The organism is Paenibacillus sp. PK1-4R (assembly GCF_030369595.1).
In the GTDB taxonomy this organism is placed as follows: Bacteria; Bacillota; Bacilli; order Paenibacillales; family Paenibacillaceae; genus Paenibacillus.
In genome coordinates this window covers 957,622-973,403 of sequence record NZ_CP126535.1, presented here as the reverse complement: position 1 = coordinate 973,403, position 15,782 = coordinate 957,622, and the positions used below count along the sequence as shown (strand labels likewise).

Below are 15,782 nucleotides of genomic sequence, written 5' to 3'. Positions count from 1 at the left end.
ATCTGATGAACGATGTAATCCTTTTCACCTATCAACCTATAACATAGTATATTTTTCGTTTATTTTCCAGAATATATATTTTGATAAACAAATACTCTGTAGACTCCTATAGCTCCCTCTCTCTCATCAGCAGGTTAGATAGGGCTATTTGCATTGACTCGATTTCCAGATTTCAGCAGGTTATTACACTCTGGGTCGGTGCCAGTACTCGACAATGCAGCACATTCACGAAAGGCAAAATGTTTGCACCCCCTACATTTTTGAACATCCAGATGCACTAATGCATAATTGATGGCTTCACCCGTGTGCTCAAACATATGATCCGAACCAATCCGTTCAATCAATCCTGTTCTCTTCAGCATCTCCAACGGTTGCGCCTGAATGCCTGAAAGTAAAACCCTGCCCCCGGATCTCTCCATATGTTTGACAACACGGACCAGATTGGATTCACCTGTCGTATCCATAAAAGGCACCTTGCCCATGCGCAACAGCAGAGTGCCTGGGCGCCGATGAATCGAATCCATGACTGACTTCTCGAACATATCCGCTGCGCCGAAAAAAAGTGGCCCTTCAATTGTATACAGACTTATTTGCGGACAGTCATGTCCTTCCCGAACCATGTGGGCCATGACTTTCTCATGTTTATGATCGGGATCGGGCAGTACTTTGGCAACCTTCAACATCTCACTCATGCGTTTAACAAATAAAAGGACAGCCAGAATCAACCCAACCTCTACAGCCGTTGTTAAACTTGTAAATACGGTCAGCAAAAAGGTAATCAGCAGAACGAGTGAATCACTCGTTTTGGTTTTCATAACATGTACGAAGGATCTCCGTTCACTCATATTCCAGGCAACCAGCATGAGAACGGGAGCCATACTGGCAAGAGGAATGTGCGATGCATATGGCGCAAAGAGAACAAGTACCAGCAAAACCACCATACCGTGAATTACGCCAGACCATGGCGATACTGCGCCGGATTTGATATTTGTTGCTGTACGTGCAATCGCTCCTGTTGCAGGAATACCACCAAACAACGGCGTCACCATATTAGCAATCCCCTGCCCAATTAACTCTCGATTGCTGTTATGCCGACTTCCGGTCATGCCATCGGCAACAACTGCGGATAACAGTGATTCAATCCCACCCAGCATGGCGATGACAAAAGCGGGTTGCAGCAAGTTCACGATACGCTCCCAAGTGATCTCAGGCACATGAAACTGAGGCAAAGAGTTAGGTATTTCTCCAAAGGACGAACCAATTGTAGCCACCTGCCCTTCAAAAAAGAACGCCGCGACTACCGTCGAAAGAACCAGCCCCACCAGTGATGCAGGCACCTTTGGTGCAAACTTGGGCACAAGCAGAAGAACAGCCAGACAGATTCCAGCTGTAAGCACACTGTATATATTAATCGTTGAGATATGCATCCCGATTTCTTTCATATTGGACCAGAAATCCTCGTGTTTCTCGATGCCTCGAAGTCCCAGAAAGTTCGTAATTTGTCCGCTAAAAATAATGACGGCGATCCCTGCCGTAAAACCGATAGTCACCGGCTTTGGAATAAACTTAATTAATGCCCCAAGTTTGAATACGCCCATTAGTACAAGCATCAAACCGGCCATCATTCCGGCGATCAGCAGATTCTCATATCCATACTGCATCACAATGGCAAAGAGGATTGGAATGAATGCCCCCGTTGGCCCGCCGATCTGGAACTTGGACCCACCCAGCAAGGAAATGAGAATCCCTGCGATTACTGTGGTATATAATCCATACTCCGGTTTGACCCCGGAAGCGATGGCAAAGGCCATACCGAGTGGAATCGCAATGATACCTACAATCAGTCCCGATAACAGATCCTTGCGAAAAGCGGCAGCATTATACCCTGCATATCTCCCCATCCATTTCATGTACCAAAACCTTCTTTTCTTCATATATTTGAATATTTGAATATAATTAAAAGACTACTCCCCTGCATACGTCCTGTCAATCGGATTACGCACAATCCCAGCAGGAACATAACACAAAAAAACAAGAACCTCCGGTGATTAACCCAGTTGCTCTTGTTTATTGTGTCAGGACTCTTTACGAATATCTTCCAGCATGGAAATGGCATCAACCAGATGATTGTCAAAAATCTGTTTGGTGACTGCCAACAGGTCCTTAATCAGCGGATCACGCAGCGAATAGGTGACGGTTGTCCCTTCTTTGATTCCGTGGACAACGTTTTTGCTGCGCAATACAGCCAGTTGCTGTGAAACGGCAGAGCCTTCCGATCCCAGAATGCTTTGCAGTTCATTCACGTTTTTGGCTCCTTCACTCAGCAGTTCCAGAATCTGAATCCGCATCGGGTGTGCCAACGCTTTGAAAAAATCCGCTTTAAACTGTTGAATGCTCTGATTCATACGCTATGCCCCTTCAATCGAACTTTTGAAGATGCAAATATCATAACATAGAACGGGTACCATGCTTTACTCTAACCATAACGGTTTAATGGAAAAATTAAGATTGACCTTGAAGTACACTTCAACCTTTATACTTTACTTATAGTTTCCACAGATCGTATATCTGATCTCCATCAGGAAGGGTGATTCCTCAATGAACATGTATATCCATAATCACAAACGCTCGTTGACGAGCTTTCTATTCGAGAAATATATCGGAACGTTAGATACCAAGAAAATTTTTTCAACACGCGAGCTTACCCGCAAACACCTCGATCATATGGGCTTGGAAAACATTAAACCTTATATCTTGGGTAAAACAAAACTATCATCTTCCATCAAAGAGCGCTCCCATGAAGACATGCAGGTATTCACATTAAACGATCAGCATTCCCGTGAACAGAGGGTCATTCTCTATATTCATGGCGGGGCGCATACACACCAGCCGCTGTCTTTACACTGGAAATTTATGGACCGCATGGCTCAGGCTCTGAATGCCAAAGTTGTTGCTCCCATCTATCCAAAGGTTCCGCATTTTAATTATCAACACACGTATCCGAAACTGCTCAATCTATACCGGGATCTCCTTGCCTCCGTGGACGACCCGGCACAACTCACCATTATGGGCGATTCCGCAGGCGGGAATATATCCCTTGCCTTGGCTCATTATCTGAAGATGCATGATCTCCCGCAGCCCAAAGATATCATCTTGTTATCACCTTGTGTGGATATGGTGCTGGACAATCCAGTCATATTTGATTACGAGACCCGCGACCCTATGCTCGCTGTCGAAGGGTATGATGTCATCCGGCGGATCTGGGCAGCTGATAAACCGTTGAACGATCCGTTAATCAGTCCAATCTACGGAAATTTCGCCGGTCTGGGCAAAATCAGCATCTTTATCGGGACCCACGAGGGTTTGTTTCCTGATAATATGAAGCTCGACAAACTGCTGACGGATCAAAGAATCGATCATCAAACGTACGTTTACCCCAAAATGAACCATGTCTTTGTCCTCTATCCGATTCCGGAAGCCAGGGATGCTCAGCGTAAAATGGTTAACATCATAAAAAGCTCAGCACATGAAACTCGACAATAGACTGTAACGCCTCCCCATAGCCCTTTGGTAAAAAGAACGAAAAAAAAGCTCAATCCCTGGACTAGAGCCACCGGATTTAGCTTTCTTGCTGTTATTCTGGCATCTAAATATTATTTATATGAACCATATTCAAACCAGTCAAAGTCCGCTACCTGATTGGAAGTAGTACCATTGCTGCTGCTAAACATTCCGATACAACAACCTACAAAGCCGCCGGCTACTTCGGTGCTCAGGCTGCTTGTATCCACCTGTTCCGCCACCACATGATACTGACTTCCATCCGTGCTGTAGTAGAAGCTTAGTTGCTGACCTGTCGCGGCCATTTTGATATACACTCGTGATACTTCATCATCCAGCGCGACTTGCGCAATGTGGGTATCCTGACCATCTATAACAGTCACCACACGCAGCACCTGCTGATTCTCGGCCAGAGCACGCTCAATCCGAACATGATACTGATCGTTCTGAATGACGACAAGACCAGCAGTTTCGTTGGCATTCCCGGGCACAAATTCCATCGCTGTAGCTGCGACATAATCCATATGCCTTTGACGCAGACAAACAAAGCTGGAATTTTCTTTTTCCTTCAATGTTTGCGGTTTCAGCTTCAGCCGCAAGTATCCCTTTCGTTCGGTTAATGAATACAGGTCTTCCTGGGGATTGCGCAGAAACATCCATTGCAAGCCCAGACGATCACTGTCAAAATGGTCAAAACGCAGTTGCGGCTCTACCGGAACAGGCTTCAAATCCAACGTGCCCTGCTCCTCCAGGATTCCGCGGCCCTCATTGACAACAGGCCATCCGTCCTCCCAAACGACAGAAGCAAGGAACGTCTCCCGCCCCAGATTACTAAAGCTCCCTCCATATGGACGCGAAGCCAGCATGACCATGAACCATTGACCGTTCTCAGCCTGCACCAAGTCGGCATGTCCTACATTAACAACAGGGTAACGTTTACCCAAATGGCGATGTGTAATGATTGGATTATTCGGATTCCCGACGTATCCTTCGGTCAAACTTTTGCTACGAGCAATGGTCACGGCATGGTTTGGTCCTGTGCCTCCCTCTGCAATCAATAAATAGTAATATTCATCGATCTTATACAGATGCGGGCCTTCCGGCCAGATGACATCCACCATCGCCCCGCGCCACAGAACGTAACTGTCTCCCACCAGCTTCATACTGCCCAGATCCAACTCCCGCAGCCACACTTCCCAGTTCCCATTATAACGAACTCCCTCGGAGCAAGGACGTGTACCAAGGTAATACGCTTTGCCGTCATCAAAGAAAATCGTAGGGTCTATGCCTTCTGCACCTTCAATAAAATAAGGATCAGACCATGGCCCAGCCGGGTCGGTAGCGGTTACAACAAAATTACCGCCATGCGATACATTGGTTGTAATCATATAGAAAGTGCCTTCATGATACCGAAGCGTTGGAGCGAATATCCCCTGTGAATGGCCTGCTCCCTGAAGATTTAATTGCGAAGGGCGGTCTAGCACATTTCCAATCTGTTTCCAATTTACAAGATCACGGCTCTGAAAGATTGGAACGCCAGGAAAATAAGCAAATGTTGATGTCACCAGATAAAAATCTTCACCCACCCGGCATACGGATGGATCTGGATAAAACCCGGGCATAATCGGATTGTTAAACGTGCATTGTTCGCTTTGATTTGCATTTTTCATTCTTTTACCCCTCCAATGGTTAGTCCAGTCACAAAGTATTTTTGCAAGAACGGATACAGTAAAACGATCGGCATTGCCGTCACAACCGTGATCGCTGCACGAATGGATACAGGCGTCACCATGTTGGTTACATTTTTGAATGAATCCACGTTGACGGTTCCCCCCTGTGAGGTCGCAGAGGATAACAATTTCATCAACTCATACTGCAAGGTAGTCAAATTCCGATTTCCCGCCGTGTACAACATGGAGTCAAACCAGGAGTTCCACTGACCTACAGCAATAAACAGTGCAACCGTAGCCAGAACCGGCTTGGATAAGGGAAGCACGATACGCATGAAAATCCGAAAATCTCCGGCTCCATCCATCTTCGCGGATTCAATCAATCCCTCCGACAGTCCCTGAATGTAGGTACGAATGACGATCATGTTGAACACCCCGATCAACCCGGGAATAATGTATACCCAGAAGCTGTTCAGCAGCCCCACTTGTTTGATCAGCATGTATCCCGGAATTAAGCCGCCGCTGAAATACATCGTCATGACAAACAGCGTCGTGACCAATTTGTTGAACATATACTCCTTGCGGCTCAGCACATAGGCCAGCATGGCTGTACAGAACAGCTGTACAACCGTTCCCACTACAGTTCTGGCAACCGAAATAAATGCGGCTTGTGTCAGATTCGGATTCTGGAATACGGAGACGTAATTTTGCAGTGTCCATTCCCTCGGCCAGAGATAGATCCCCCCGCGGATCGTATCCAGCCCGTTATTGAAAGATACGGCAATAGTGTTTAAAAAAGGATATAACGTAACCACCATGACAAACAACATAAATATGCCATTGGTGATGGAAAAAATAGAATCTCCCAAGTTTTGTTTTCTACTAAATCGCTTCACAGCTCTCCCCCCTTATCATATCAATCGCTCTTCACCAAGAGACTTGGCAATCCCGTTGGCGATAAATATGAGCACCAGACTGACCACACTTTTGAAAATGCCTGCTGCGGTGGCAAGTGAGTAGTTACCAAGATTAATCCCGTATTTCAAAACAAAAATGTCGATTGTCTCGGATACATCCTGCACAAGTCCGTTCCCCAGCAAGTATTGAATCTCAAAACCTGCGTTCAGTACGTTACCAACGTTGATGATGAGCAGGATAATGATCGTTGGTTTGATGCTTGGAAGCGTGACATTGAACATTTTGCGAAACCGCCCGGCTCCGTCGATGGAAGCTGCCTCGTACAAGCTCGGATTAATCGACGCCATGGCCGCCAGATAAATAATCGTGCCCCAGCCAATTTCCTTCCACATGCTGGACAGACCCACAATCCCCCAGAAGTATTTGGGTTCAGCAAAAAAATTGATCGGTGCATCAATCAGGCCCAATTTCGTCAGCAGTACATTCACAATTCCTGTTTCCGTTGATAATACATTCGCAACAATACCTGTTACGATGATCCACGACAGGAAATGTGGAAGGTAGGAAACCGTCTGTACCACACGTTTGAACAATACCATTCGCAGTTCATTTAATAACAGCGCCAGACCAATCGAGCCGACAAATCCCAGAAACAGACTGATCAGGCTCATCGCCAGCGTATTGCGAATGACACGTAAAAATGTAGGGTCCGTGAATAACGTTCGAAAATGATCCAGCCCCACCCAGTCCTGCTCCGTAAAACCAATGCCAGGTCTATAATTCTGAAACGCCATCAACCAGCCCCATAATGGTCCATACGCAAAAATAGCGATAAACGCAATAAACGGAAATGACATCCACATTAATTGTCGCTGACTTTTCATTCTGGACAGGTTGTACCCGATCCAGCTTGTTCCCGCTGGGATATGGCTGGTTTTTAACGAAGGCTGCAACTCCTTTTTGGCCATGTTTTTTCTCTCCTTGCTTACGAGTTATCTATATCACCCAGTCTGGGTGAATCGATTCCATTCCTATCCAATCTCCAAATCTAGCGTGTAAGAAAGGCTACGGGGTTCCCCATAGCCATTCTGTGTGACAGGACTTTACCCCCACAGTTCCATACGTCTGCGGACTTCTTCCGTCAGCGCATCTTCATACGCTTTAATATCTGCACTTTCCTTGAGTGTGGCTTGATACTCTTCCCAGGCTTTATCAAATTCGGCTGGTGAAGTCATAATCACTTTTGGCAGCCATTTTCGTTTTACATCGTCCATCTTCTGTCTGGCGATGGTCTCCGGTTTATTTGGTTCGAAATTATAGGTATAGATTGGGAACCACGGTTCATTTTCCTCCGCAGGCTCAAGGAAGTCAGTAAACTTCGTATATCCATAAGCCTTCAGCACTTTTTTGTCGATGTCATTTAATGTGGCAAGATACTCCTCCGGCTGCTCCTTAGGGTCAAGAGCATTCTTCCCGTCAGCGGTCATGCCCTCATGATGCGGGAAATAGACCAATGGGCTTCCCGTGTTCGCCAGTACCCAGTCCGGATCTTTGGAATTCGCACGTTGCTCCTCATTTCTGGAGAACACGCCTTTGTCATCGACTTGATAATCCACGCCTTCCTGTCCCCAGGTTCTCAATACCTCCATCTCAGGGTCCAGCAAATCATTAATATATTGAAGTGCTCCCTCGATATCCTCGCAGCTCTTTGTAATGGCCAAGCCGCCATTCACGTTAAGGATTGGATTGTTCTGATAACGCCCTTTAACATCCTCGGAAAGTGTAATGGACAACGGTACATAGGTTTTGTCATACAATTTTTGCTTCACGAGTGATGCCTCGGCGTCAAGGAACTGCCATCCTTGATCCACCATACCCAGCACACGTCCGGTAGAAATTTTGGATATATATTGATCATAGTTTGCTGTAAAGGTTTCGTTATCAACCAGGCCTTGATGATATACCTCATTGATCTTCTTGAAATATGCTTTCGCTTCAGGAATGGTATTGTAGTTTTTGGCCGTCAGCGTTTCTTTATCAACGATGGCTGCGCCTTCGTTCGGATAACCAGCCATGAAGAGCGGAGGGTTCTCCAGTGCGAAATAACGCCAGTCATAGGAGATAATTTCAAATCCAATTGTTGGCTGACCATCAACGGTCGGGTGAGCTGCTTTGTACCGTTCAATCAAGTCAAAGTATTGGTCAAGTGTTTTGATTGTCGGATAATTATCCCACTCCAGTACGGCCTTCTGAATCCAGAATGCTTCTCCGTCATGGGATACTTTCATCGATTTCTCTTGTATATTGCCGAATTGAGGAATGAAGTAGATATGTCCATCCGTCGTATTTTTCATCTTCTTCCAGTCTTCGCCCAGGTAATTTTTGATGTTTGGATATTTATCGATGTAATCCTCAAGTGGTACTAACGCTCCTGCTGCTACCAGTTGCTGAGTACCATCACTCCCATCGATAAAATCGGGATATTCGCCGCCTGCAATGAGTACACCAATCCGCTCTTTGGCTGTTTGGCCCGTAAGCCAGTCCATCGTGACTCTGACGCCTGTTTTCTCCTCAATAGCCTTTAACACCCGATTATCGTCAGGCGCAATTTTTCCCGGTACGGCAAAAAATGCGGAAAATTGTTTCAATTCCCTTCCATCTGCTGTCTTTTCCCCTTTCGAGGACGATCCCGGTGTACATCCAGCGAGTGCGATGACCAGTATTAAAGCGAGCAGAGCACTATACTTGATTCTTTTTCTAACATCCTTTTTCATCATGACCCCTCCATCGATTATATTGACAGAAGCTTTTTGGAAAGCGCTTTCCAAAGGCTGACTTAAAATTATCATGCTTCCATGCCCCTCTCAACGGGATAAACTATAGATGGAATCCCACTAATTCCAGCATCTGCGAAAAAAAATATCCCGCCGCTCCGTCAAGGAGTGCAGGATGTTAATCAAGAGAGTACGCAGCATGGGCACTTTTACGATATTGTGCAGGAGTCTCCCCCATGAGTTTCTCGAACCGGCTAATAAAGTAATCGGAATCCCGATATCCCACCATTGTTGCGATTTCGTATACTCTTTGATCTGTTCTGCGCAACAGCCGGGCGGCTTCCTCAATACGCAATTGATTCAAATAATCACTGAAGCTGATTGAGAAATGCTTTTTGAAAATCTGACCCAGATATGCACTATTCATGTAAAACTGCTCCCCGAGCAATTTCAGGCTGATATTTTCTCTGTAATGCTCGTGAATGAAAGCCTCAATTTTGGCTAATACGCCCATTGCATTCGACTTTTGCTGCTCCTTCAGTTTCTCTGCGCACATGAGCGAAAATTCGCATAAATGTTCAATGTTTTCCTCCATGGATAACATCGCGTAGTTCACCTTCAGAAAAGTCGATTCCATCAGCGTGGAATCTGGAGTAACCGTATCGTTATTCACGAGATCCAGCAATGTGTATGCCAAATAATGCAAGTGGATGCGGACAATACCAGGCTCGATTCGCTCATCCAGAAAAAATTGAAAAATCGCCGTTGCATGACTGTATAACTCATCCGTCTGCTGTTCCTCAATAGACTTAACTAGCCCATCAAACAATTGTTTTTCGAACTGTCCCGGCCGATTAACAAATAAAGTCGTATCCATAAGTTCGAAGTAATAGATGGACCTGCAAGTGGTGAAGAAACGTAAGCTTTTCATTATGCCGCAGGATTGATAAGACTCTTGCAGCGCCTCCAACTCATGTACTTCCTTCCCGACATAACAAGCAATAGCCGCCTCTTGACCATGGCTCAGATCGGCATGTAACCGGGTCAAATATTGCTCCAAGGTCACTGCCTCACGGCTCACCATCAGGTCTGTAACAATGAGCAGAACCGCATTTTTATCGCCTGTAAATGGCTTCAAAATTTGTCCCGGAAAGGGCTTGCCCACCCATGCCTCAACCCGAGCACACCAATCCGTTCCCTGTTCTGGACCAGCTTCCGCCTCAATCAGGATGCAACGCAGTATGCCGGCATCTTGATAGTGGGGCTGCAGACTCGTAACAGCATCCTCCTCAGCCACCCCAAGCAAGATTGACTGCATATGCTGAGCCATAATAATCCGATCTTTTTTTTGCTGATATCGCTTCTCTTCCGTCCGCGCATTAAATGCGACCCTGAACTCCTCAAGCACCTGAACCAGTTCGGTCTTCACAATAGGCTTGAGAATATAGTCATCTACCTGGTATTTAATTGCCTGCTTGGCATATCCGAACTCATAGAATCCACTTAGAAGAATCAGCTTGATGTCACCGCTATATTGCTCGTACAAGGTTTGGGCAAGCTGCATTCCGTCCATTTCCGGCATCTTGATGTCGGAAATAACCAGATCAGGCTGTACAGCGCGTATGCACTCCAATGCCTGTATGCCATTGGAAGCCTGACCGCAAATCTGAAATCCGTAAGACTCCCAATCAATTAACAAGAGAAGTCCTTGGCGAATAAATGGCTCATCGTCCACAATCAGCACGTTGATCATATCCTCGCTCCTTATTCTTGAGATGCCTGCATAAGAGGAATTCGAATACCAATCGTTGTTCCCTTCCCCTTCTCACTGAATATGTGCACCTGAACGAAATCATCAAAATACATCCGCAACCGAATATATGCATTCATCATGCCAATGCTACTAAGCTCGCTCATCCGATCCATACTCGGGTCTAGCATCATTTTGCGGAGCGAGGCGAGCTTGTCCTGCTCCATACCAACTCCGGTGTCTTGAATGGAAATGTACAGCTCCTTGCTTCGAATTTCAAATAATACCTCCACGACCCCATCATTCGACGTCCCCTCAATGCCATGGATGCAAGCATTCTCCACAAAGGTGAGAACGGTTAGCTTGGGTATCATCATCGCAGCAATGGATTCGTCTGTCATCCTGATTGCGAATTGCAGCTTTTCGCCAAAGCGATACCGCTGGATACTCAGATAACTCTCCACAAAATTGATCTCTTCTGCGATTGTAATCAGATCATCGCCCCAATTGATCGTCTGACGCAGCAGCAGCGCCAGTCTATGAATGACATCGGAGGTCTCATGCTCGTGCTTGATCAAACTCCGCATACGGATCGTTTCAAGTGTGTTGAACATGAAATGGGGATTCACCTGACTCTGAAGGGCTTTCAACTCCGCCTGCTTCTTAGAGAGTTCAAGGGCTTGCCGCTCCACCTGACCCTTAAACACAATCTCAATCAGATTCTTGATCTTGATGACCATCATATTATAACTATGGGTCAGGCTGCCTATCTCGTCCTTGCCCACAGATCCCGATATGACCTCAAATTTCTCATGCTTCACTTGATCAAGGTGCTTTGCTATCCGATCAACTCTGATGACCAATGATCTGGATATCAACCAGATTAGCAGTGTCGGAACCAACAGATTAAGAATTATTAGTAAAGTTAAATTAAGCTTGGAATTAACAATCTCCGACAGAACGTCCAATTTCTCCGTGCTGACGACAATCTGCCAATCCTCGGATACGACGGGAATCGATTGCATGGATTGAACAGGGTCAATTGGACTGTCGGCAATCAGATGAAATGGCTGGCGCGTCTGATTCATTTTTGAATCGTTCGAGAAAATGACCCTGCCATCCGAAACGACATACACCTTCCCATTTGCTCCCTCATTTTTAAGTGATTTGTTGATGAAAGCGTAGTCCAGATCAACCTTTAACACCTTTTCCACCTGCTGCTCCCCAAAGTAATCCAGCTTACGAATAATGCTTACTTTGCGTCCTCCCTGACTTTGCGACATCTCCGCCTGTTGTTTGTCAAAATACGAATAGATCATGATATGGTCGCTTGTGTTCATCAGCGCTTGATACCAATCACTTTTCTTCACCTCATCATCCAGCTTAATGAAGTTTCCTCCATTGACGAAGGTATCATTGCCAACATAAAACGTAATTTGATTCACCTGCTGGTAGCTGTAGTAGTACCTGACCAGATTGTTGTTGCTAAGCATATCATAGTAGGCAGAGTAATAGTCTTCCTGATCGCGATACTTGAACTCCATGAACCGGTTCAGCGTTCCATCGGTATAGAGAAAATTGGACACATACAAGCTATTGTCTATACTGTTCCGCAGGTTGAACTTGATCCTTTGCTGCATTTCATTAAATCGGCTATGCTCCTTCTCTTCAATGTTACCTTTGATACTTTGGTAAAACACGGTATTTGTGACCAGGACCGGGACCAGCACACAAAAAATGAACAATATGTACAACTTGGTTTTGAGACTCCAATCATCCAGAAACTGAATGCGCTTACAGTATGTCTTGCGGCTCATGTTATGTCTTTGTCTCCTCTAACCATGTCATATATCAACATTATTATGCGGTCATGCTATAATTTCAAGAGCATTTCGTACTGGCCGACATGATACGTAAAACCTGATTTGACCAGGAGGAAATCTTCCATCGGTTTTAGATGAGATTCCACATTGAGGACACTGATTCTAGGCGATTCTGTGCGTTGGACCATCTCTGTCAGGATGCTGCTTGCAATACCTTTGCCCCGGTAATTTTGGTTCACTGCAAGCTGTGGAATATCACCTGTTTTTTGATCTATAATGCCATAGCCAACAATGCTGTGATCCTGACGTGCAACGACATAGATAAAAGCCTCCGGTACAGCGTAGATGGAATCAATTGAATTTTGCCAGGAGGGCTCCACATCCCAAAATTCCTTAAACTGCTCCAAATCGATTCTCTCCACACATTCCACCGTACAGGTCTTTTGCGGTATGAATTTATCTTTTTGCAACTGGAAACATGAAAATTCCCTTTGAATTTTGAAGTTTTGTTTACTGTACAGCTGAACTGCAGATTCGTTGGATTGGATCACTTCCAGCAAATATTGCTCTACATTTTTTTCTTTTAACAGCTTTTGAATATTCAAGAGCAGATCGCTTGTAATGCCCTGCCGTCTGCAATCTTTAACAACGCCTGTCCCAAGGTCATATGCAGTTGTCTTTCCATTCCAGTTTCGAAGTCCATTGATAACAAATCCGACCAGTCTCTCATCCTTAAAGGCTCCCATAGAGATTTCGGATTGATACCCCCTTCGTTGGAGCATTTGCTGAAACTTCCAAAAAGGCAAATCCATTTTAACCTGGTAGTCGGAAAACGCGTCCACAAACGCTTGGTGGAGTGTTTCCATGCTGATCTTGTCCAACAATTTATAACTGTACATTAGGGCACTCTCTCCTTTGAACAGATGAAAATAATAATATAGTAGAGCTCATGATCCCTATCTTTATATACATATTCTACCAGATATTTTTAACACTATACAGTAAGATCCGCAATATATACGTTAATGAAATTGATTCAACTCATAAATAAAATAGACCGCTCCCTGATTAAGGAATACGGTCTATTAATCATTATTCTATGGGAATACCGATTTTGTTAAACCAATTTTGGTAATCACCGTATCATACGGGTCCAGTTCCATGGTCTGTTTTCCATGCTCTGTATTGATCGTCGTGGACTGAACCTGATCGCTATTATTGATCACAACCAATATGTTGCTTTCAGGGTAGTAGGCGCACTCGGTATACAAGTTATCCGTGATGTACTTTGTTTCATGGAATTCATTGCCCGCGAATCGAATCAGATTCAGAAGCAGTCTTGTATTTTCCCAGCTGAATTCGAAGGAAGGTAAATAGATCCCTTTTCCTTTTCCAAAAGCATGTGTGGACAGTGTGATCTGACCATCCGTTTCACTCACTACAGCTGCTGATCCATCAGTAAGATAAATGTTATTTTTCGAAAGTATGCTGGCCCCCTCAGGCACCAAACCATACTCATCACTAACCTCATACGACCATTTTCCATGAACAACTCTGGCGCCTGTATCCTCATCCACCCCAAGCACATGAGCCATTCTAAAATAGCTGTCATACCCGTCCAATGCCGAAGGCTGGTTAATGCCAATAAAGGTACCACCCTCATATACCCATTGGGTCAATAAGTCCACAGACTTGTGGTCACTCCAGTGCTCTCCACCGCTCCATGCTGAACCTGCAGAGCCGGCATTGATGACAACATCTACATCCTTCAATACGCCCTGACGAACATCCTCAAAATCAATAAACTGTACGTCAACAGGCAACCCGGCTAATGCCTCATTCACATGAATCAGATCATGCATATGTGTTTCATGAAAATGACCGGACAAGGTCCACGATCTTAACTTGCCCCAGCTATGCAGCACGGCTACCTTTGTTTTGATCTGATACGGTTTTCCCTCTTGATGCAGCTCTTTCATTTCCCTGAATTCATGGGCAATCTTCTCGATATAATCCACAAAGTCCGGATAAGGCTCAACCAGATGCAAATATCCACCCAGTCCAATCCGGTCAATCGACTCCCGCAGCAGCGCACGCCGGATATTAATCCAATATTTCTTGGCATCCAGGGTAGGGTCGCCTCCCTCTTTGAAGGTAGGAAGCCCGCCTAAGCCAACCGGAAACAAGTATGGATGCAAGCGAATCTCATGGGTATCAGCCTTAACGCCTGAGCACATTCTTGCCTCATAACCGGAGAACACACATTTGATCATGCCGTCGAATCCAAATTCCTCAAAGCGATCATTGTAAGGCTCCATGCCCACCCAGCTGTCATCATAGAAGACATACGCCAGCTTGTTATGTTTATGGACAATATCAATTAATTTCTTACCGAATTCAATTACAAAATCATTGATAAATGCCATCCAGTCCAGTTTGCGCTGATCCGCAGGCATATGAGTGACCTGATATTTACCGCCATTTACAAAGTCCTCGGCTGAGAGTGAATACCCAAATTTTTGAGCAAACAGATCCAGCGCTCTCGAACTTACTGTGAAATCGTATGAACCCCAATCCGAGAACAGATGGCGATTCCGCTCATCGCTGCCCCAGATCCAGGCGAAGTTATAAAATAGGGACGTAAAACGTACAACCGTTGTTTCCGGGTGGTCTTGGCACCACTTTTCCATCCAATCCAGCAAATAGGTTTGTGTGTCGGTATAGATCGGGTCAATCTGCATCAGATGCTCTTTGTCCCAGTTATTCGTCGTATGGTTGTACATGGAAATCTCTTCCCATATCCGATAAACCATGAAACTCACCGTGTATTTATGCCAAGGAGCAACGCCGGTAATGACAACATTGCCAGATTCCCTTTCATAATTCCACTGTCCTCTAGGTACCTCTTCCCCAGTCGTTCGGTCATACACCTGCCAATATTTAAACGCTTCTTTGGAATCATTCACCCTGAATTGTTCAGCGAAGAAGTCCTCCATCAGATAGATGGAGACATAATCTTGCACAGCGACCTTAGGATTCGTAATGAGAAAACATTGCTGCAGTTTATCCAGATTACGGGATGCCCACTCATTATGATCACGAATAATGCAAATGGTTGAATAGATGCCGTATCCGGCATTGATAATCTCATCGGACAATTTTGTACCGTCACTGTCACGGATCACATCGGCACCCCAGCGATCGGCAAGTTCCAGCGTCAGTGCTTCATAACCGGATTCTCCCGGTAGTGTAAAGGAGCCTTTGGTTGGTTTGGACAATGTGGTTC

11 protein-coding genes are annotated in these 15,782 nt (G+C 45.3%); 1 reads left to right on the top strand and 10 read right to left on the bottom strand.

Translation table 11 applies throughout. The annotated features are described in order from the left end of the window. Positions 1 to 134: 134 nt before the first annotated feature. Both QNO02_RS04080 and QNO02_RS04075 read right to left on the bottom strand, forming a co-directional pair. Complete coding sequence (locus tag QNO02_RS04080) at positions 135 to 1,910, bottom strand: SulP family inorganic anion transporter (protein ID WP_289391171.1); 1,776 nt, start codon at positions 1,908 to 1,910, stop codon at positions 135 to 137. A 165-nt stretch (positions 1,911 to 2,075) separates the two neighbouring features. Next, positions 2,076 to 2,405 carry an ArsR/SmtB family transcription factor gene (locus QNO02_RS04075; RefSeq protein ID WP_017690603.1) on the bottom strand — a complete coding sequence of 110 codons (330 nt, stop codon included), beginning with the start codon at positions 2,403 to 2,405 and terminating at the stop codon, positions 2,076 to 2,078. A 193-nt stretch (positions 2,406 to 2,598) separates the two neighbouring features. Here QNO02_RS04075 and QNO02_RS04070 point away from each other — a divergent pair, with 193 nt between their 5' ends. Continuing rightward, positions 2,599 to 3,543 carry an alpha/beta hydrolase fold domain-containing protein gene (locus tag QNO02_RS04070; RefSeq protein ID WP_289391170.1) on the top strand — a complete coding sequence of 315 codons (945 nt, stop codon included), beginning with the start codon at positions 2,599 to 2,601 and terminating at the stop codon, positions 3,541 to 3,543. A 110-nt stretch (positions 3,544 to 3,653) separates the two neighbouring features. Here the strand turns inward: QNO02_RS04070 and QNO02_RS04065 are convergent, their stop codons facing one another. The 8 genes from QNO02_RS04065 to gnpA all read right to left on the bottom strand — a co-directional run bounded on the left by QNO02_RS04065 (position 3,654) and on the right by gnpA (position 15,774). After that, positions 3,654 to 5,231: a glycoside hydrolase family 43 protein gene (locus QNO02_RS04065; protein WP_289391169.1), complete on the bottom strand. Its 1,578-nt coding sequence runs from the start codon at positions 5,229 to 5,231 to the stop codon at positions 3,654 to 3,656. Then, positions 5,228 to 6,127 carry a carbohydrate ABC transporter permease gene (locus QNO02_RS04060; RefSeq protein ID WP_289391168.1) on the bottom strand — a complete coding sequence of 300 codons (900 nt, stop codon included), beginning with the start codon at positions 6,125 to 6,127 and terminating at the stop codon, positions 5,228 to 5,230. The genes QNO02_RS04065 and QNO02_RS04060 overlap by 4 nt, the downstream gene beginning before the upstream one ends. 15 nt (positions 6,128 to 6,142) lie before the next feature. Next, positions 6,143 to 7,117, bottom strand: coding sequence for an ABC transporter permease (locus QNO02_RS04055; protein WP_289391167.1), 975 nt, complete (start codon positions 7,115 to 7,117; stop codon positions 6,143 to 6,145). A gap of 135 nt (positions 7,118 to 7,252) precedes the next feature. After that, a complete protein-coding gene (locus QNO02_RS04050; RefSeq protein WP_249913522.1) occupies positions 7,253 to 8,926 on the bottom strand; it encodes an extracellular solute-binding protein in 1,674 nt (557 codons plus the stop codon). A gap of 175 nt (positions 8,927 to 9,101) precedes the next feature. Then, complete coding sequence (locus QNO02_RS04045; protein ID WP_289391166.1) at positions 9,102 to 10,676, bottom strand: response regulator; 1,575 nt, start codon at positions 10,674 to 10,676, stop codon at positions 9,102 to 9,104. Positions 10,677 to 10,687: 11 nt separating this feature from the next. After that, positions 10,688 to 12,490, bottom strand: coding sequence for a cache domain-containing sensor histidine kinase (locus QNO02_RS04040; protein ID WP_289391165.1), 1,803 nt, complete (start codon positions 12,488 to 12,490; stop codon positions 10,688 to 10,690). 56 nt (positions 12,491 to 12,546) lie between these two features. Beyond that, positions 12,547 to 13,395, bottom strand: a complete 849-nt coding sequence (locus QNO02_RS04035) for a GNAT family N-acetyltransferase (RefSeq protein ID WP_289391164.1) — start codon at positions 13,393 to 13,395, stop codon at positions 12,547 to 12,549. Positions 13,396 to 13,593: 198 nt separating this feature from the next. After that, on the bottom strand, positions 13,594 to 15,774 hold the full coding sequence (gene gnpA / locus QNO02_RS04030) for a 1,3-beta-galactosyl-N-acetylhexosamine phosphorylase (RefSeq protein WP_289391163.1): 2,181 nt from the start codon (positions 15,772 to 15,774) through the stop codon (positions 13,594 to 13,596). Between the last annotated feature and the right edge of the window lie 8 nt (positions 15,775 to 15,782).